This is a genomic window from Sphingobium sp. BHU LFT2 (assembly GCF_018604485.1).
GTDB classification, from domain to species: Bacteria; Pseudomonadota; Alphaproteobacteria; order Sphingomonadales; family Sphingomonadaceae; genus Sphingobium; species Sphingobium yanoikuyae_A.
In genome coordinates, this window is the sequence record NZ_JAFCGW010000019.1 from 14,627 (window position 1) to 33,114 (window position 18,488).

General features: G+C 60.5%; 20 protein-coding genes. 15 read left to right on the plus strand and 5 right to left on the minus strand.

Annotation, left to right across the window (positions count from 1 at the left end; translation table 11 throughout):
• The first annotated feature begins 16 nt into the window (after positions 1–16).
• The 3 genes from JQK15_RS23055 (at position 17) to JQK15_RS23065 (ending at position 2,788) form a co-directional block, all read left to right on the plus strand.
• Positions 17–325: a hypothetical protein gene (locus JQK15_RS23055; RefSeq protein ID WP_214868393.1), complete on the plus strand. Its 309-nt coding sequence runs from the start codon at positions 17–19 to the stop codon at positions 323–325.
• Between the two features lie 935 nt (positions 326–1,260).
• Positions 1,261–1,551 (plus strand): hypothetical protein, encoded by a 291-nt coding sequence (locus tag JQK15_RS23060; protein ID WP_251007989.1) that lies wholly within the window; start codon positions 1,261–1,263, stop codon positions 1,549–1,551.
• Complete coding sequence (locus JQK15_RS23065; protein ID WP_214868397.1) at positions 1,544–2,788, plus strand: type II toxin-antitoxin system HipA family toxin; 1,245 nt, start codon at positions 1,544–1,546, stop codon at positions 2,786–2,788. Before JQK15_RS23060 ends, JQK15_RS23065 begins: the two co-directional genes overlap by 8 nt.
• A 765-nt stretch (positions 2,789–3,553) precedes the next feature.
• Here JQK15_RS23065 and JQK15_RS23070 read toward each other — a convergent pair.
• Together JQK15_RS23070 and JQK15_RS23075 are read right to left on the minus strand one after the other, a co-directional pair.
• The gene (locus tag JQK15_RS23070; protein WP_214868399.1) at positions 3,554–3,829 is read right to left on the minus strand and encodes an HU family DNA-binding protein; all 276 of its coding nucleotides are present in this window, start codon (positions 3,827–3,829) and stop codon (positions 3,554–3,556) included.
• Positions 3,830–3,970: 141 nt separating this feature from the next.
• Entirely contained in the window at positions 3,971–4,273 is a 303-nt protein-coding gene (locus JQK15_RS23075; protein ID WP_214868401.1) for a hypothetical protein, read from the minus strand.
• 209 nt (positions 4,274–4,482) lie between these two features.
• Between JQK15_RS23075 and JQK15_RS23080 the strand changes: the two genes are divergently transcribed.
• The 11 genes from JQK15_RS23080 (at position 4,483) to JQK15_RS27565 (ending at position 15,257) form a co-directional block, all read left to right on the plus strand.
• On the plus strand, positions 4,483–4,941 hold the full coding sequence (locus JQK15_RS23080; RefSeq protein ID WP_099232352.1) for a DUF736 domain-containing protein: 459 nt from the start codon (positions 4,483–4,485) through the stop codon (positions 4,939–4,941).
• An 83-nt stretch (positions 4,942–5,024) separates the two neighbouring features.
• Complete coding sequence (locus JQK15_RS23085) at positions 5,025–6,035, plus strand: DUF2493 domain-containing protein (protein ID WP_214868402.1); 1,011 nt, start codon at positions 5,025–5,027, stop codon at positions 6,033–6,035.
• 11 nt (positions 6,036–6,046) lie between these two features.
• A complete protein-coding gene (locus JQK15_RS23090; protein WP_214868404.1) occupies positions 6,047–6,283 on the plus strand; it encodes a DUF6117 family protein in 237 nt (78 codons plus the stop codon).
• A gap of 392 nt (positions 6,284–6,675) precedes the next feature.
• On the plus strand, positions 6,676–7,617 hold the full coding sequence (locus JQK15_RS23095) for a DUF2493 domain-containing protein (protein ID WP_353047261.1): 942 nt from the start codon (positions 6,676–6,678) through the stop codon (positions 7,615–7,617).
• 303 nt (positions 7,618–7,920) lie between these two features.
• Positions 7,921–8,061 (plus strand): hypothetical protein, encoded by a 141-nt coding sequence (locus tag JQK15_RS23100; protein ID WP_214868408.1) that lies wholly within the window; start codon positions 7,921–7,923, stop codon positions 8,059–8,061.
• A 343-nt stretch (positions 8,062–8,404) separates the two neighbouring features.
• Entirely contained in the window at positions 8,405–8,632 is a 228-nt protein-coding gene (locus JQK15_RS23105; RefSeq protein ID WP_214868410.1) for a hypothetical protein, read from the plus strand.
• A 442-nt stretch (positions 8,633–9,074) separates the two neighbouring features.
• Positions 9,075–9,356, plus strand: a complete 282-nt coding sequence (locus JQK15_RS23110) for a hypothetical protein (RefSeq protein ID WP_251007990.1) — start codon at positions 9,075–9,077, stop codon at positions 9,354–9,356.
• Positions 9,353–11,356, plus strand: a complete 2,004-nt coding sequence (locus tag JQK15_RS23115; protein WP_214868412.1) for a type IV secretion system DNA-binding domain-containing protein — start codon at positions 9,353–9,355, stop codon at positions 11,354–11,356. The genes JQK15_RS23110 and JQK15_RS23115 overlap by 4 nt, the downstream gene beginning before the upstream one ends.
• Positions 11,353–14,286 (plus strand): MobF family relaxase, encoded by a 2,934-nt coding sequence (gene mobF / locus JQK15_RS23120; RefSeq protein WP_214868414.1) that lies wholly within the window; start codon positions 11,353–11,355, stop codon positions 14,284–14,286. The genes JQK15_RS23115 and mobF overlap by 4 nt, the downstream gene beginning before the upstream one ends.
• Positions 14,270–14,998, plus strand: a complete 729-nt coding sequence (locus tag JQK15_RS27080; RefSeq protein ID WP_251007991.1) for a lytic transglycosylase domain-containing protein — start codon at positions 14,270–14,272, stop codon at positions 14,996–14,998. The genes mobF and JQK15_RS27080 overlap by 17 nt, the downstream gene beginning before the upstream one ends.
• Positions 14,958–15,257 (plus strand): RES domain-containing protein, encoded by a 300-nt coding sequence (locus tag JQK15_RS27565; RefSeq protein WP_353047262.1) that lies wholly within the window; start codon positions 14,958–14,960, stop codon positions 15,255–15,257. The genes JQK15_RS27080 and JQK15_RS27565 overlap by 41 nt, the downstream gene beginning before the upstream one ends.
• A gap of 537 nt (positions 15,258–15,794) precedes the next feature.
• Here JQK15_RS27565 and JQK15_RS23130 read toward each other — a convergent pair.
• Entirely contained in the window at positions 15,795–16,133 is a 339-nt protein-coding gene (locus JQK15_RS23130; RefSeq protein WP_214868416.1) for an HIRAN domain-containing protein, read from the minus strand.
• Between the two features lie 365 nt (positions 16,134–16,498).
• Between JQK15_RS23130 and JQK15_RS23135 the strand changes: the two genes are divergently transcribed.
• Positions 16,499–17,140, plus strand: a complete 642-nt coding sequence (locus JQK15_RS23135) for a LuxR C-terminal-related transcriptional regulator (RefSeq protein ID WP_214868418.1) — start codon at positions 16,499–16,501, stop codon at positions 17,138–17,140.
• Positions 17,141–17,352: 212 nt separating this feature from the next.
• Here JQK15_RS23135 and JQK15_RS23140 read toward each other — a convergent pair whose 3' ends face one another.
• Both JQK15_RS23140 and JQK15_RS23145 read right to left on the minus strand, forming a co-directional pair.
• Positions 17,353–18,045, minus strand: a complete 693-nt coding sequence (locus tag JQK15_RS23140) for an SDR family NAD(P)-dependent oxidoreductase (protein ID WP_214868420.1) — start codon at positions 18,043–18,045, stop codon at positions 17,353–17,355.
• A complete protein-coding gene (locus tag JQK15_RS23145) occupies positions 18,014–18,433 on the minus strand; it encodes a winged helix-turn-helix transcriptional regulator (protein ID WP_214868422.1) in 420 nt (139 codons plus the stop codon). Before JQK15_RS23145 ends, JQK15_RS23140 begins: the two co-directional genes overlap by 32 nt.
• Positions 18,434–18,488 lie beyond the last annotated feature (55 nt).

Here is an 18,488-nt window from a genome sequence, read left to right on the forward strand (position 1 = left end):
TTCAAGGAGATTTGTCATGGCTCACATGACCACGACGATGCGCGCCTACCGGATCGATGTTGAATTCTTCAGCGGAGGCGACCTGTTCGCCTCCGACACAATTTCTTTTCATATTGAGGACGGAGTGGACGTCTGGACCGCTGCTTTTCTCGCCGCCGAGGCCTCGACCTATTTCGACCTGCGGATCCCTGATCTTTCCTACAGCTTCAGTTTCGTTCCGAGTTTTCCCGACGATCCCGATCCGACATCGCCCGCCGGCGGCCTCAAACCTGTCTGCAGGGACTGCGGTTGCGACATGCTCGCGCGCGACGCCAGCGCGCGATAGGACGTTCAGCGGCAGGCTTGGGCGATCTCCGGCGTCTATGATCGCACCTCCCGCGACCTCTGCAACGCGGAGAGCGATGACCTGGCTCGGTGGGTGCCGGCGGGTGATCGCGCCCCCTTCGATCGCTTCACCTCCGCCTTGGCAGACGCGGTGTCCTCTCCAGAACGCGCCGTCGATAGTATGTTCCACCTGTTCTGCGTTGATCACGCGCTTACTCACACGGTCGAAGACGCTCGAGTCGAATGGATCGAAGCTGTGGCGCGGCGATCATCGACGAACGGCGTGGACCACCTTCCCGATGGTGGAGGTGATCATGCCTAGACCGATACCAGATGCGGCATATGTACATCGCTTCAACGCGCGTCTTGCTGAACTCAACTCGCCTGCGCGCGTCGCATTGATCCGTCTCGATGCTTACTCCGGGATGCTGGAGCTGAGGGACAACGAGGAGAATTTCCTCGATCTCTTCCGGACTATGCCTCCCCTGACATGGCTGCGATCGCGTTCGGGCTCTACGCCCGTGGCTTTAGCCTCGGTGTCCGCGGCGGCGAAGAGGCAGCCTTCGCAAAGCTGCGACACCTCATCGGTGCGGCGGATGCCTATGAGCAATTCTCGATTGCAGGGCGTCGGGCATAGGTGATCAATTTAAGGTGGGGGCATATTTGTCTGGTTGCGACCAACTCACGCCGTTCCTCTCCGTGCCGAGGAGCGTCCGGTTTTGTCGAAAGTAGTCGATGCCGCTGAGGGGAGGGCGATCTTGGCTAATCCTGCGCGAAGTGTAGCATCTTGACTGCCCCACGCGACCTTTTAAACTTGCAGAAATGGAAACATCATATTACATAAAACGTCTATAACGGAAAGCGATGTTTCCAATGCCGAGTCCCCATTTTCCATCAATTGCGGTTCGCCGCGCGCTCGCCAAGCTGGGATCCGACTTGCGCGACGCCCGGCTGCGGCGCAGCTTACCCGCGGATGTCGTTGCCAGTCGCGCTTTTACCACGCGCCCGACGCTTCGCCGCATCGAAGCCGGGGACCCGGGCGTGGGTATCGGAATTTATGCCGCGGTCCTCCAGGCGATGGGACTGCTCGACGGCCTTAGCGCACTCGCCGATCCGACTAACGACCCGACAGGGCAGCGCCTCTCGGCCGAAGCCCTGCCCGAACGTGCGCGGATCAAGCGGCGCAAACCGCGTTCCGGAAGCACTCGACCTGACAGCAATGGCTGACGTCGAGGTCCATCTCGCACTCGGCGAGGCAACGCTGCGTGTCGGGACGCTCTACGCGCCCCAACGTGGCGGCGACCGCGCACCAGTCGTCTTCGAGTATCATCCCGACTGGCTCGGCCACGACACCGCTTTCTCGCTCGAACCCACACTGCAGCTTGGACGCGGCGCCTTCGCGCCGAACGCAGGGCTGTTCGGCTCGATCGGGGATTCGGCACCCGACACATGGGGCCGTCGCCTCATGCAGCGCGCCGAACGCCGCGCCGCCGAGCGCGAGGCACGAACGCCGCGCACGCTGACCGAACTCGATTATCTGCTGGGCGTCTCCGACCGCGCGCGCCTCGGCGCCCTGCGCTTCCGCCTGGCGGGTGAGGAGTCCTTTCTTGCAGAAGAAGGCGCGGGCGTTCCCGGACTGGTCGATCTTGGCAAGCTCCTCGCCGTGACCGAACGGATCGAGCGCGACGAGGAAAGCGAGGAGGATCTACGCATGATCTTCGCGCCGGGTTCGTCGCTCGGCGGCGCCCGCCCCAAAGCCTCGGTGCTCGATCAGCATGGGGCATTGTCGATCGCCAAATTCGCCAAAGAAACCGATGACTATCGTATCGAATTGTGGGAATCCATTGCGCTCGATCTCGCACGGCAAGCGGGCATCACTGTCGCCGATCATGCGTTGCACGAGGTGGCTGGCAAGTCGGTCCTGATCTCGCGCAGGTTCGATCGCGACAGCGAACGGCGCATCCCCTTTCTCTCCGCTCTGTCGATGATGGGGCTGAAGGACGGAGAGCGCGCGAGTTACCCGGAGCTGGTCGATGTGCTGACCCGTACCGGTGCCAACGCTGCCGCCGACGCGGCCGAACTCTATCGCCGCATGATTTTCAACATCCTTATCTCGAATGTCGACGATCATGGTCGCAACCACGGCTTTCTCTGGCAGGACCAGGCCGGCTGGGTGCTCTCTCCCGCCTATGATCTCAATCCTGTGCCGGTCGATCTAAAGGCACGTATCCTGTCGACCAATATTTCGCTCGACGATGCAACCTGCGACATCGAGCTGGCACTATCGGTGGCGGGGTATTTCGGCCTGAAACAGGCTAGCGCGACCGAAATCGTCAGGCAGGTCGCCGGTGTGACAAAAGGCTGGAGCGCGGCTGCCGAGCGCGCCGGCGCGCGCGCTGCTGAAATCAAGCGTATGAACAGCGCGTTTGAGCATGACGATCTGAGCAAGGCGCTGGCGTTATGAGCTGCGAGTGGTTCGGCCTAGCGAGCCGGAATGCGGGCAGTAGACTCGTCGGCTGGCGGAGGGAACCCTAGCCATGGTGGAACGTGGCGGCCTTGCCGCCAGAAATATTGCAGCATCTGATCGAAACGAGTGACTCAAACGCGCGGATCGGCGCGATCTACATGATCGGTGCAATCGGCACCCGCGCGCGCTCAACTATCTGCTGGGGCTTAGCCGCACCAGCAAGGAGGACTGGTCGTCAATCTTCAAAAATGCCGAGAAGCTGGCGGCAAAGCTCGATCTGATGGTCATCCGCACCAGTCAGGGGCTCGACCTTGCCGAGCCGGCTGTCTACCGATCATCGGCGGATAGTCGTCTTGACCTCTCCGCGACGCCCCCCTGATACTTATCGTCGCGCCCCCCTCAACGTGCTGGTTATTCAATTGTCGCCCTTACTTTCCAGCATGCGTTGACGGTTGCAGAGGCCGAATAACTTCCCACCTCGCATGGCGCGTGCGACAATGTCAGCTCACCACGTACGAAATGCGGAACGTGCCATTCTCTTGACGGCTAACTTTTTCCGCTCCCTGTCGCCGCTTGCTTTCTTCAAGCACGTCCGATGTTCGGCTGAAAACCGCCCTCCGACGCCAGTCCGGGAATGACAGCAAAGTCCCAAAAACTGTGGTTTTGCGAGGAAGTCGCCTATTAATTCCAACGCGAGAAAAGCTTTCCTGCGGAATCTTCCGGAAATGGAGGCGTCCCGCGTCCGGGACGCCTCTAGGAACATCAGCCGTTAAGCTGATCCTTCACCGCCTTGGCGGGCGTGAAGGTGAGCTTCTTCGACGCGGCGATCTGAATGGTGGCGCCAGTCGAAGGATTGCGACCTTCGCGCGCCGGGCTATCCTTGACCTTGAATTTGCCGAAGCCGTTCAGCGAGACTTCGTCGCCCTTGGCAGCGGCTCCGGTGATCTGCGCGAAGACGGCATCAACGTACTTTCGGGCGTCCGCCTTGGTCAGGCCGTGTTCGCCGGCAAGGGCTTCGGCCAGATCGCCATTGTTCATGTCGCATCCTTATAGATTGGGAGGCGATCACTTTAGTGGCTGCGATCCCGGGTTTGAAGCCTGATTGTTGGGAGAATGATGCATGCGCCGATTGCCCATCGTGCGGAGCGCCTTCCCCATGGATAAGAAGCTTTCCGGCAGTCAGTGCTGATCCTCATCTTCAAGATCCTCGCCGTCGGGGCCACGGCCGGTCATCATGTACCATTGTTCCATCGTTGAGGACGCGCCGATCCTTCGCTCATACCCTGTGCAGACATGCAGGGCGACTTCATTCTCCTCGTATCGGTCGAGAACTTCGAGGCACCTGACGAGCGTATCTCGAACCTCTGCAAGCTCGTCGGGCAATTCGCGTTTGGGGGGATGTTCCATATTAATGCCGCCATATTGAAGGATATCGGGTGCGCCATGCCTGCGCACCTGCAATTGGCGCCAGATCGGCGGCAATTTTCTGGTCCGGTAATCAGAATGGCGAGGGGCGTGCGGGATCTGTCTGGCTCTTTGGGTCGAGGGCCGGGCGGGAGTTTTGGGGGAGGAGGGCTCCTCCGGGAACGGCGGCTGCGTTGGACGGACACGTCGCGTGTAAGAGTGGAGAAGGATTTTGGAGGGTGTCGCTTTCGGATGGTCGAGAGCGGCATTTCCAAGGAGTTGAGGTTATGAATATCGGTGAAATCAAGCCCGTGAACGGTCGTCTTATCGGACATATCGCGACCCGTTCGATCGACCTGCCGCGCCTGGGGCTCCGGCCTGTCGAAAGCACCAATGAGCGCGCGCCAGTCTTCGAGATCGTCGCGCTCAATGTCGGGCAGCGCTGGGTACAGATCGGTGCGCTGTGGGAGGCGACCGCCAACAAGACCGGAGAATGCTTCCTCCAGGGATCGCTCGATGATCCCAGCCTGGCCGAGCCGCTGCCGATCGCTCTCTTCGGCAGCGACGCTGAAGGCTATCGGGTCGCTTGGCGGCGACGGGATGCGCTGAGTGGCTTTGGCGGCGGCCAGCGTTCGGAACGTCCGGCGATGGGCGGCGAGGCCATGGGCGGGTTCGGTGCGAGCACCGCCGGCATGGATGGCAGCTACATGGGCGGAAGCGATTTCGACGATGAAGTGCCTCACTGAGGTCTTTGTGCCTCATGGGCCGGGGGAGCACAGCCTCCTCCGGCCTTTCTTTCTGTCTGCCGATTTTGGAAAGGATGCGCATCATGGCTACCGCCCTGCGCCACAGCATCGATCGATTTGCTGACTTGCCCACACTCTACGCACAAATGGTCGCCACGCCGGAATATCAGGCGGCCTTTGGCGACCCGATGCCGCTTACAATTGCCGAGCCCGGAGACGCGCCCGCAGAGCATGAGATGCCGGAGCCTATCGCGGCCCAGGCCGAATGCGGCGGGATCATCGCTGCGATCTTCGACCTCTTCACCGGCACCCGTCTGGAGGCACTGGCACCCGATATCGCCTGGGGTTTCGTCAACAGCTTCCACTATCTCGCGGGGAAACTCGAAAAGCGCGAGGACGGCTATGCCAGGGAACTGGGGGAGCTGGCGCGAGACCCTGAAGGGAGCGAGATCTATTCCCGATCACTCGAAGAAAAGCAGCTTCAGTGTCAGTCAGTAGCCGAGCAGCGGCAGGCCATTGAATGCATGCGCGACTATGCCGCGGAAATGTACCGGGCGCAGTCAGGCTGGCCCTGGTCGCCGGCCAAGGGAACGCGAGCATCTTCTGCATCGAGCGCCAGCCAGATCGCTGCGGTCGATTTCCTGCGCGCCCGACAGCTGGAACAGCGAGAACGTCACCTGCCGCAGGGGCCGATCGTGGTTGTAACCGGTCCTGCCGACTGGCACGACTGGCAGGCGATATGGTCGCGGCTTGACGCGATCCATGCGCGGGTTTCCCATATGACTTTGGTGACGACCGGGCAGCGTCGCGGCGTGGACCAGATCGCTGCGGCATGGGCTGCTCGCACTGGCGTTGAAGTGCCCGTGGTGCGCTATGGCCTATATGGAACCGGGCGAAAGACCGCCTTTACCCGCAATCGAAAGATCCTTGATTTGAAGCCGGTCGAGGCTTTGCTTTGCGAGGGTTCAGGCGTGCAGGCCAATCTCTACCAGCTGCTCCGTCAGGCCAATGTTCCGATCCATGCGTTGCGCAAGGCGGACCAGGCGGCTGATGCCGTGAAGATCCCGACGCGCGCTTCCCGCGGCAACCATTGAGGGAGGGGGGCATGGCAATACCTGACTATCTCAGCGCTAACTTCCAGACGCTCCTTCGGGCAGCGGAAGATGGAAATCTCGCTCTTATGGAATGCCAGGACGCGGTTTCCGGAGACCTGCGCTATGTCATCTGCGGCGTTGGCCGGGACGAGGACGGATATGTGATGACGCCTTTCGGGCATATGGCTGAGGGTAATCCCTTCGAGGCCTATGTGCCGCCCGTTAGCAAGCCGTTTGTGCCGGCATAGGGGCGCATCCACAATCGAATGAGCTTCCAGGGCGGCTGCGCGCTATAAGCGCAGCCGCCTTTGTTATGGCAAGGGTTGCAGGGCGCCAGGCGGAGAGGGCGGGGCAAGATCCATTGCCATGGCAGGGGCATCGAGCCCCTGCCATGGCAGCTTCTACCTCAACTTCTTCCAAGTGTGGCACGGGGTCACCGTCGGCCTCAAGGACGACGGGGCCCCACCATTTTTCCTGGCGGGCTGGCGACGGAGCGCGCCTGCCAGACCTGCGCGGCGCCAGAAAAAATCGTGCCCCCCATCGCCGCTGCGCGGTCGCGACTGCGTCGCGATCCTTGACCCCGCCGGCCGGAGCCCGTGCCGAAAAGAGGATCTCTTTAAGATTGAAAAGGAGATCCGACGTGACTGATTATCTGGACGCCGCTGATCGTTTTGAACATGCCTTCACCGAGACGGTGGAGAATTTCCGGATCGTGCCTGGCGGGGAGGTGACTGACGCACCGATGCCGGACGCTGGCCAGGTGCAACAGGCGACCGAGCTGATGGTCCGTACCATCTTCGACATCTTCCGCGATACAAGGCTGGAGAGCGTCGCCGACAAGATCGCCTGGGGGGTGGTCTATAGCCTGCACAAGGTCGCGAAGGATATCGAGGGTCAGGCGGACAGGGCGGCGCGCGTGGTGCAGGAGCTCATTCCGGGTCAGGACGGGAGCGAGGTCAATTCCCTGGAGCTCGAGGACGCACAAATCCTCTGCCAGTCGCTCGATGAGACACAGGATGCGCTGGCCTGTATGCGCGATCATGCAGCGGCCACCTATCATGTGGAGACGGGGCGGCCATGGTCAACACCGCGCGCGTCGCTCACCTCCAGCAAGCGGACGGCCTCGGTGATCGCGGCGCAGGATTTTCTCAAGGCCCGATATCAGCGACGCGCCCAGGCGCATGCACCGCAGGGACCGATCGTGCTCTTCTCAGGGGGGCAGGTCTGGGAGGATCACGCGCTAATCTATGATGTGCTCGATAGGGTGCATGCGCGGATACCAGGCATGATCCTGGCAACCACCGCGCAGGACAGGGGATGCGATGCCATCGCGGCGGCATGGGCGGCGAGGACTGGATGTAAGCTCATCGCCTTTACCCTCAATCATAAGCTTGGGCAGCGCGCAGGGTTTGTGCGCAATGAGCAGATGTTGCGATTGAAGCCGGCGGAAGCGATCGTCTGCGAGGGGTCCGGAATCCAGGAGCATCTCGCCCGCGAGGCGCAGCAGGCCCGCATTGTCACCCATCTCCTGCGGCGCTCAGATCAGCGGACGAGCGGGTGGGCGAGGGCCATGAACTACTGAGGCGGAACGGGCGGCATGGGCTTTACGCTCATGCCGCCTTTTTTCATGTCGAGGGGAAGATGTCGCCCCGCTCAGGGACCCGTAAACGGGCCCGTCGCGGTGCGATGCGGGCACGCCTTCGGGGCGCCCGGCCAGCTGCGCGCGGCTACGCCGTGCTCGCTGCAGGGACAATCTTTGGGATTGGCTTTGGCTTTGCAGCTTGGGAAGGTCTTCTGATCCAAGGGCCATGATGGCGGCAAGCGCAGGTTCGCCGCCTACCCGAATGGCTTCCTGGACAAGATCCCGAAAGAGGCGTTCAGGGACTTGCTCGACGGGCAATTCCTTGCCGATGTCAGCATATCTGCCGCGCAAAGCGCGGCGGGCATCGAGGATATCTTGCGCGATTTTCAACTGCCGCGCTTCAAGGTCGGCAAGTCTGTCCCGGTCATTCAACTTGGGCATTGATCATCCTTTCAAGTCGGATGGTCTGCCCGCCACCAGCGATGCTCTATGAAAGAGGATCGCAGTGCAAGCGGGGTTTAGAGAAAAAGCCAGAAGACGCCCATGGAGGGCGCCTTCTGGCTGCTGCGGCAGGGATGAGATCCTCTTTCTGCCACCCCAGTGTGACGGACGGAGCAGAGAGCCTCAAGGATCGCGGGTGCCCCCAATTTCGCCAGGGCCTGCGCTTACGCTCCGGCCATGGCAAAATCGGCACCCCCGTCGCCCGCTACGCGGTCGCTTCGCGATCCTTGACCCTCTCTGCTCCGCCCTTTGCGCGGCCCTTCTCATTTCAAGAAGGAGACGAGCGATGGACGCCAATGAACGCAAGATTGCGCAGCTCGAACGGCGCCGTATCGCCCTGGAGACGATACTGCGTCATCGGGACTTTTACATCGAAATGGTCGACTGGACCGCAATGACGAAGGACGACAGGGAGCGGGTCGAGATCGACCAGCTGGAACATATCTGGATGCAACTCTGGGAGATTGATTGTCAGCTCGACCGGCACAGTAGGTGGAGATTGGACAAACGCTGAGGGGGACAGGCCCCCTCTTTTTTTTTGGCATCGGCTCTCAGACGCGCGGAACAATGTCCCCTTCGGGGAAGCCCCGCGCCTTCCGGCACGAGGCTGGCGCAGCGGCGGGGCGCTGCGGAAGGGGTACTCACGCCCAAGGCTTTTTGTAATGCACCGTACGCACGGGTGCTGCGGGCGCGAATCGCGAGGTTTCCTGCGGGTTACAGTGAGGTGCCAGCCGGTGCCACTGTCGTTTTCCTCATTGGTACCTGGCACCAGATGGTCACCAATTGAAAGCAATTCAGGGCTAAGTGATTGATATGCTTTGGCACCATGCCGGTGCCATGCATGCCCATCGTAAGGCGTTGAGATCGCCTGAAAATCGGCGTACAACGACCAGGCTTCACCCCATCTGGACAGGCAACGAACAGGAGTTCGGCGCTTGCCCAGGATCAATATCAGATTGAAAGACGCTCTACACGGGCGTCTTGTCGCCGGCGCCCGATCGGCGCGGCTCAGCCTCCCCGAATATGTCCGCGACATCCTCGATCGCTTCGAAGGCATCGATGCCGGCGGCTATCATGGTCGCTTCGATGAGGTGCAGGCGACCCTCATTCAGGTCTTCGCCATATTGGCCGCCTCGGTCGGAACGCGGCGCCCCGACATTCTCCAGAAGGGCATGGACGATGCCCGCGCCCTGCTCCTCGAACGGGGGCTGCTCGCGCCCGAGGATGGTGCACTATGAGCATCTTCCGCAACGACACGCTAGGCTCTTGGACCCGGGGTGGTCAGGCCATCGTCCACAATGTCAGGATGACCACCCAGGTCTTCTTCCAGACCTCGCTTGCGGGCCTCGCGATCTGGGTCGGGGGCATCATCTGGTATGTGCTCGAAAAATCCAGCGACTATCAGCGCTTTGTCGCGATGAAGATCGCGGAAGCGACGCTGAAAAGCGACGTGCCGGGTGGGGCGCCGATCCTGTTCAGGACCCCGGCTGGGCGCCAATATTGGACGAACTCGGACGCGCTGCTGGCCTCTCCCATCGCGAAGAAGACCATGCAGGCGATGGAGCAGCATCTGATCTATGGCGCGGCGCTATCTGGTGCCTTCGCTGCGCTCATGCTTCTGTGGGCCTGGTTCTACTTCACCCGAACGGGGAAGGGGCTCGGCTCCAATCAGTTCATCCGGGGGGCCCAGTTCGGGACAGCCCGGCAGCTCCGCCGCCTGCTGTGGCGATCGAAGCGGGGAAGCTTCGCTATCGGCGGTGTGCCGGTTCCTGAAGAGTTTGAGCCTGAGCACATCTTGATCTGCGGGGCGCCAGGAACAGGCAAGACCAACATCATCGTCAAGATGCTAGCGGGGATGCGTGGGAAGGGCCGTCGGGCCATTGTGTTCGATACGGCCGGTACCTTCGTCGAGAAATTCTACCGGCCTGGGCACGACATATTGCTCAACCCGCTCGATGCGCGGGCGGATAGCTGGTCCCCCTGGGTCGATGTCCCGCGCGACTATCATTATGATCAGATCGCGGAATCCACGATCCCCGACAAGGGCGGTGATCCTTTCTGGGCGAAGGCGGCGAGGGGAACGCTGGTCGCCGTCTTCCGCAAGCTTGCGAAGAATAAGCAGATGCTTATCTCGGTCTTGCTCGATACCCTTCTGCGGAGCCCCTTGAAGACGCTGGCCGCGTTCGCGGAAGGGACGGATGCCGCCGCGTTCATCTCGATGGAGGGGGACCGTACGTCCGCGGGCATTCGCGCCGAACTGGCCTCTGTTATGCGCAGCTTCTCCTATCTGGACGACACGCTGGATGGCTTTTCCGTGCGCGACTGGGTGGCCAATGAAGAGGATGACAGCTGGCTCTTCATCACGGTGAAAGCCGACCAGCTTCCTTCTCTGCGGCCGCTCGTCACCGTCTGGCTCGACATCGCGATCAGCGCGATCATGAGCCTTCCGCCGGACCAGAAGCGCCGCCTCTATTGCGTTATCGATGAGCTGCCTACGCTACAGCGTCTGCCGTCACTCAGCGATTTCCTGGCGCGCGCCCGCAAATATGGCGGATGCGGCATATTGGGGTTTCAGTCCTACCCGCAACTGGAGGCAACCTATGGCATCCAGGATGCGGCCGCGATCACCGGTTACTGCTCGACCTGGGTGGCGCTACGAGCGAACGATACTCCCACGGCAAAGCATGTGTCGGAGAATTTGGGCCAGGTCGAACAGGTCGAGGCCAATGAGGGCATGTCCTATGGGGTCAACGACATGCGAGACGGCGTCAATCTCTCCCGCATGCAGGTCACCCGTCCGCTCGTCATGCACACCGAGGTCACGAACCTCCCCAACCTGTCGGGCTTTCTCCGGTTCGGAAGAAATCTGCCGGTCGTCCATTTCCGGGATCGGTACAATGGGGTGCCAACGATCGAGCCGGCATTCGTCGAGCGAACGGAGCCTGCCAAGCGGTTCGAGGAGGGCAACGCTCCCCCTCCTCAAGAAAAGGCACCGCAGAGAAAACCTCGGCGCTCTGGGAAGGATGCGAAGCCCGAGCCGCAGCTCCCCTTGGACGGCGGCTCACCCGAAGCAGCAACTGCGGGTGAGCCGCCTGCGCACAAGGGCGCCGAAGTTCCGAAGCAGAAAGGGGACTCGCCGAACGCCGAACCGCCCAAGCTCCTTGGGCCGAGGAGTGGCTTCAACCTCCACAAGCATAGCCGCTCCAACGGTGAGCGTGACGATGCGAGGCCGGCATGATGCATCCGCGCCGCCTCAAAGGTTCTCCGGGCAACATCGCCCGCTATTACACTGTCGGGGACTATTATACGAAGGGAGATGCGGAGACCTCTTCCTGGGGCGGTACGCTCGCCAATGAACTTGGTTTGGACGGAGAGGTGGATACCGCGCAGTTCAATGCACTGCTCAGCGGCGCCGTCGCAGACCAGCAGTTAGGACGTCGGCGGGCAGGCGGAATTGATCACCATCCTGGGTGGGACTTTGCAATCAGCGCCCCCAAATCCGTATCGATCATGGCGCTCGCCCTTCGCGATGAGAGGATAGTCGCGGCACATGAGAAGGCCGTCGACGTAGCACTTTCCTATCTTGAAGAACATGCCCAGCTGCGGCGCCGAGAAGAAGGGAAAATCGTTCATGAGACGACGGGGCGGCTCCTGTGGGCACGCTTTACCGAGCATGCCAGCCGCGAACTCGACCCCCATCTCCATACCCATGTCGTGATCCTCAACATGACGAACTGCGATCCGGGCAACCCGATGGCCAGTCTCGAAACGCGGGCCATGTATGCCGAGCAGATGGCCAGCGGCCAGATCTACCGCAACGCCCTTGCCCACAATCTGAGGGAATATGGATTTGAGATCGACTTTGATCCGCGCCGGGGATTGTTCGAAATCAGGGGTGTGCCCAAGGCGCTGATTAACGAGATGTCGCAGCGTGCCGAGCAGATCAACGCCCATGCCGCTGAGCATGGCCTGTCGGGGCAGGCCGCGCGTAGGCAGAGCTTCTATGAGACGCGCGGCCCAAAGGTGAAGGTCGGGCTGAACGAGTTGCACGATCGTTGGGATGCGCGCGTCGCACCATATGAACCGAAACTTTCAGCTGTCCTTGCCCAGGCCATCGAGGTTGGTTTACGCACAGTCCCGGTGGAACCCGTCGACGCAGCCCGGGCGGCCCTGTTTGGGATCAGGCAATCGGAAGGGCGCGAGGCGGTCAATCCACTTGGTCACGTCATTGCGGTCGGCCTTGCCTCCCATGTGGGAGAGGTTCGGTTCGAAGACCTGCGACCGCTCCTGATAGATCATGAAAGTCGCCGCAAACTCTTGGCAACGCGGGGGCAGACCGGCGACGCAGTCCTCACGCGAGGGCGAACCAGCCGCAGGACCGTGAGGCTGGAACAGGCGCTGACCCAGCACCTCGCACTATCCCTTGGAGACGGCAGACAGGTCGCCAGCGCAGACCGGCTGCTGCCCGTTCTGGAAAGCGCTGGTCTATCCCCGGCGCAGGAGCAGGCTCTCGTGCACATGGCATTGTCGGGAGACCGGATTACGGCAGTGCATGGCGTGGCTGGGGCCGGTAAGTCGATGCTGATTCGCTCCCTCAAGGACGCGGCGCATCCGGGGATGGTGTTGACGGCGCTTGCGCCGACGTCCTCTGCTGCGGCTGAACTGGGTGATCGCGCGGAGATTGCATCCCGGACCGTTGCCAGCCTGTTGGCGAGTGGCGGGCATGGCCTCAGCGCCAACGATGTCCTGATCCTCGATGAAGCGGGGCAGCTTGGAAACCGCCAGGCGCTGCGAGTGCTGGAGATCAGCCGGGCAACTGGCGCGAGGCTTATCCTGCTCGGTGACAATCGGCAGACCGGCGCGATCGAACAGGGAAAGGCATTCTGGCTGATGCAGAAGCTTGGGCTCGCGACCGCCGAGCTGGTTGAATCGCGGCGGCAGGAAACCAGGGCGATGAAGCTTGCCGTCACCCAGGCCCGCGCCGGTGATTATGCCGGTTCGCTAGACCATCTTGATAAGGTGGCAAGCGGCAGCGATGCGGAGGAGCTGGCCAAGGGGCTGGTGAGAGAATGGACGCGCCTGAAGCCTGAAAGCCGGGCAACAACGAATATCCTCGTTTTGGAGAATGCAACGCGCCTCATCGTCAACAGTCAGATCCGCGAGGCATTGCAACGGGAAGGGGTCGTCGCGGTCGAGGACACCCGACTTGCGGTGCTTACCCCGGCCGGTCTCAGCGACCAGGAGAAGCAGATGGCCCGGTTCTATTCCGGCGGTCAGGTGCTGAAGTTCAATCGCGATCAGGTGAGACCTGGCTTGGCGCGTGATGGCGAGTATCGGGTCGTTTCCGTGGTGCGCGATGCGAAGGGCCGGCAGCGTGTGCGATTGGCGGATGAGCAGGGGCGCATCCACAACTGGGATCCCCGCACAAGCAAGGCGGCGCAGGTGAATATATTCCTCTCCGAGCATCGCAACCTCGCCGCTGGTGACCGCATCCAGTGGCGCCTCGCGACTAAGGAGCTTGATCTCAAGAACGCCGAACGCGGGACGGTGGAGCGGCTCGATGGCATGGTGGCGACTGTTCGCTGGGATCGAGGCAATAGGGTCCAGCAGATCGATCTTGGACGCCACACCACTTGGGATCACGGCTATGCGGAGACGGTGTATTCCGCTCAGTCAAAGACCTATGACCGCGTCTATGTGCTGGCGCCTGTGGCGTCCCCGTTGGTCAATGGGCAGAACTTTTATACCGCCATCACGCGCGCCCGCTACGGCGTCAAACTCTGGACGGAAGACCCCAGGAAGCTCGCCGCGAAACTCGAAGAGCGGTCGGGCGAGAAGACATCGGCGCTCGAGGGATTAGGCCGTCTGGAGCGCGATCACAGCAAGCGCTTTGCCGCAAGGAATGAGGCGCGGCTGAAGGGCCTAAGGCTCGAACAGGTTGAGGAGCGGCGGAAGGCAGAGGGCAGGGCGCTCGCGCGCAAACTTGATCAGCGAGAGCCGGACCGCGGAATTGCCGGACGTCTTGCAGGCAATGCTCGATCGCTGTTCGAGACGCTCGATCGTCATCTCCAGGCACTTGCGGCGAATCGGCAAGCCAATGAGCACAAGGCGGAGGACCGTACCACAGGCCGGAACATTGAGGAGCGATCGCATGGTCAGAATCGGTAAGCGGATAGGCGCCCTGATGGTGCTAATCATCTGGCAATCGGATGATCTTACAGCGACGCCTAGTCATGATGTGGCCGATGAACGTAGGATCGCTAATTGCATCCGGCAAGCCACAGGCGGACAGAAATGGCTCGAAGTAACCCTGTGGGGGCTGCGCGACCAGGAAGGAGGATGGATCGGCGCGGCGGTGCCGAACCGCAATGGGAGCCATGATCTGGGACCTCTCCAGATCAACAGCTGGTGGGTTCCCAAAATTGCCGAAACGCTTGATCGTTCACCAGAGGATGTTCGTCATTGGTTGCGTTACGATCCGTGCTTTAATGCCAACGCAGCCCGGTGGATATTCGTTGCTGCTCTGGCATCGACTGGCAGCTATTGGAAGGCGGTAGGCATCTATCACAGTCCGAGTTCTGATCGGCAAAAGCGATATGCAGCCAGTGTTGCGGACCATCTGAAGCGACGGTTTGGTAAGGCGATTTTCTCGCCTTTCAACGCGGGCGGCGCTGGATACCACTCGCGACCCTCATGCGCGAAGCGGTCTGGTTTTGCCAGATGGGGTGGCTGGCGACTTCCCCGTTTTGTGAATTGCATATGTCGGTGGAATGGATGCAGCAGCTTTTCTGCGAAGAGGCAATGGCGCGGCCGCGGAGGCGGCTTTTTGCACCCCGGACATGGCGCACGAATGGCTCAATCGCCAACGTCGCGCATTTGACGAGAGCCTTGGGCAAGGCCGATACTTATCGAGGCGCCCGCCGGTCGGATCGGGCACGGTATCGCTGCGTGATCTTTTATGGCTGTGCAAAGCCGCCCATGCTCTCGCTGGCGAAGGCGCACGTTTTTCGGGCGGGCGCTGGAACTTGGTCGAAAGGCCAACGGTCTATACTGAAGCGGTACTCAGTCTTGCTGTTTTGGAGGCACTCATTCACCTCGATCTGCCATTCCAAATATCCGCGATAATCTGCGCCGTCTGACGATCGAAGTTCCCGACAGCGGCTCGGTTCAAGGGCTCATTTTAGCCCTATCGGCGGCGACACCTTTCTGGAGACTGGTAACGACGTCATCGAAGGGGCGCGCCCACTCCATAATGCAGGTTTCAGAGCGTCGTCGTCTCAAGCCCCCGCATGTCCTGTATAAAACGACCTCTAGTGCGGATGGGGTTTAGCCTGTTCAGCTACCAACGCAGCCAGACAGTCTGATCGTCCTTGATGCGTTCTGGCCTAAGCATGATTCCGCTTGGGGCCGCTTTCTCGAAATGTGTGTGGCGCGAATCATGCTACGCTGCTACTCAGATATTGAGCCCGGCGCGCACTCCCGAAAGTCCGCAAAATTTTCGGCCGCGTCGGGCTCACCTTTCCCGACAGTGTCGAAGTTGGTGTCTTTTTTGCTGATCGCCCTTGGGGCGCGGCAATGGGAAGGCTGACCTTCAGAATGCAATCCTAGCTAGCGCCTACTGATGGGTTCTCGCATTTTTTGCCATTCCACTTCAGTTAAAGATACTTCCAGCATCCTCATTCAAACAGCTTTCCTGTCTGCTGATGGAACCAGTCCAGGATGACGGTACGCTTCGGCGGTTCGCCATGAATGGACGTGATCCGAGCATATAGAGTAGCGCCTCTCGGCGGCATCGCTCCGGCCACCCAGCTCCCTAGCGGCAAGTAGCCTATCTGATGGCCTTCATCGTTCCAGACCATGATCGCACAGGGATTGATCGGGTTGCCAGGCTCAGTGATTAGCGCAACGCTCTGTCCGATCACACAACGCGCGATTGCATCTTGGAAATAGCTTTCACCCACTATGCCTATCGACCGCAGGCTGTGGGCACTGCGGACATTATGAACGCTTTTCAATCCCTATCTCCCTCCGAGCGCAGATATTTTTCCCGCCTCACTAGCTGCGCGAGGTGACAAGCGCCAGGTTCAACCGCTTATCATGTACACAGCTCGATGCGAACCCAAACGCCATGCATATAAGGCGACTGTTGGAGGTGCTTCGCTTCATCCTTGGCCAGACGGGTTACATGCATCATCGCATCAAACCTAGGTTCAAGTTTCTATCGTAGCTCACATTCTGCTCGCGCAGACCAGGGCAAAAAACCATATACAATCGTTCTGCGCGTTTGGACGATTGCAGAGAGAGGTGAGCAAATTTAACTTAGCCACAAGGACGGCTGTTCGGGAGCGAGTGATCGGCCTGTCTAGGAGGGCTAACCGTCATGAAGGACCGCGCTAAGATTTTGATTATCGACGATAGCCTGGAGATGCGAAACGTTCTGTGCGGACTTCTGCGGAAAGATCAACGCTTCGAGGTCGTGGAAGAAGGAGCAGAATGCGCACATGGTATCGCAATGGCGCGCTATTACGCGCCCGACATCGCCATCGTCGACTGCGCTCCACCCGTGGATACCGAGCCGCATTATGGGTCGCAACTAAGGCAGGTCGTTCCATCTGTCTACATCGCGATGTTCACGTTGCAGCTTGGCAAACCTGCGATCGCCAGTGCACTGAGCGCAGGCTGTAGAGCCTATATCTCGAAGATAGATGGACCGGCAGTTTGGAGTCAGGCGATGGATCACGCACTTAAAGGCGAGCCGTTCTTTCCAGGCGATGCGAGTAGTTTCCTCGTTGAGCGCATGCTTGATGAAAGTGAAATTCCGTTACGCCGTCTCAGCCCTCGGCAGCGCCAGGTCGTTCAGCAGATTGCTGAGGGGCGCAGGAACACGGAAATTGCTGAAGTTCTGGGCATGAGCGTCAAAACCGTTGAGGCGCATCGCTTGGAAGCGATGCAGCGCCTCGGGTTGCGGAATGTGGCAGAACTTGTTCGATATGCCATTCGTCATTGTATAATCGAGCCGTGATCAACGCTGTCAACGTCCCCCTTCAAAACCAATAGATTGCTGATTGCGCCAAGCCTGCAGACACCGGAGTTGAACGATGAGCCGCTCTCTTATCCGTTCGACCAAACCGCCTTTCTGGAGGGAGGTAAGGTGCTGCCAGTCCGTACACCGAAGTGCTTGAAGAATAGATCATCGGCGCTATGCAGAATGGCTTCTGCCTCTGCACAGATGCGTCAGCTTCCAATGCCGATCGACGCGCCCGTAATTGCCTGCAATGCCGTAAGCAGGCGATCTCCGTAATCGGCACTGGCCGCGGGAAATGCGGGCTCTTCGCGCCGCATCGCATGCCAATAGCCGCCGCTGGTCTGCGCCGCCTCGTCATCGCTCGCGGCGAGCCAGCTCTGTGTCGCCTGGCCGGTGGCGATGTCGACTGGCGCGGAAGTGCCGCCCCGATGCAGCCTGCTACTCATGTAGACAAGGCGACCGGGCCGTTCGATGCAAGCGGTCAGGACATAGGGCGCCAGCAGATTGACCGCGGTCATGACGCTGTGGCCTTCCGCTGTCCGACCGCGGCCGCTCGCGCCATATAGCCCGGCATTGTGGATCACTGCGTCCATGCGACCGATTGCATTCACCGCATCGGCCAGATCTCGTGTTTCCGACAGCAGGCTGAGATCGCCGGTCACTATTGCCAAAGCTTGCGGCACTTGCGCTGCCAGCGCCGCAGTGCGTTCGACATTTCGGGCATGGAGAACGACATCATGTCCGGCGGCAAGCAACGACTGCGCGGCGGCCAGGCCGAGACCGGTAGAACTGCCGGTGATAAAAACTCTCGCCATATCGACTCCTTGCTCGACACAGTGCCAGCGGCCGAAGGGCCGAAACGCACCAGCTCTATTTGCGCTGCCAAATGTCGCGTTCGGCAAAGATCCTCTGCATTTCCAACATATTCTCGGTGCCCCAGCTGCACAAAGGTTCGAGCGCCTGAGCGAGGCTCTGGCCGAGGGGCGTCAGCGTATAGTCGACGCGCGGCGGCACTTCCTTGTAATCAGTGCGCAGCAGAATCCCATCTGCCTCCAGTTCCTTTAACTGCTGAATTAGCACTTTGTCGCTCACGTCGCGAATCGCGCGTTTGAGCGCGCCGTAGCGATTAGGGCCCTGGAGCAGGAAATAGAGGATTAATGGCTTCCATTTGCCGGCAATGACCTTGAGCGTTGCGTCCAGGCCGCAAGTGAAATTGGGAGCGACGGTTCCGGGCGAACAGTCGTCTCCGGGCTTTGAAGAGACAGGCAGGGATTTAGGCTCTTCGGACATTTTTCATACTTACCAAAAGGTGCATACTTGTCGTTAGGTAGGTGTGCCTCCAGCT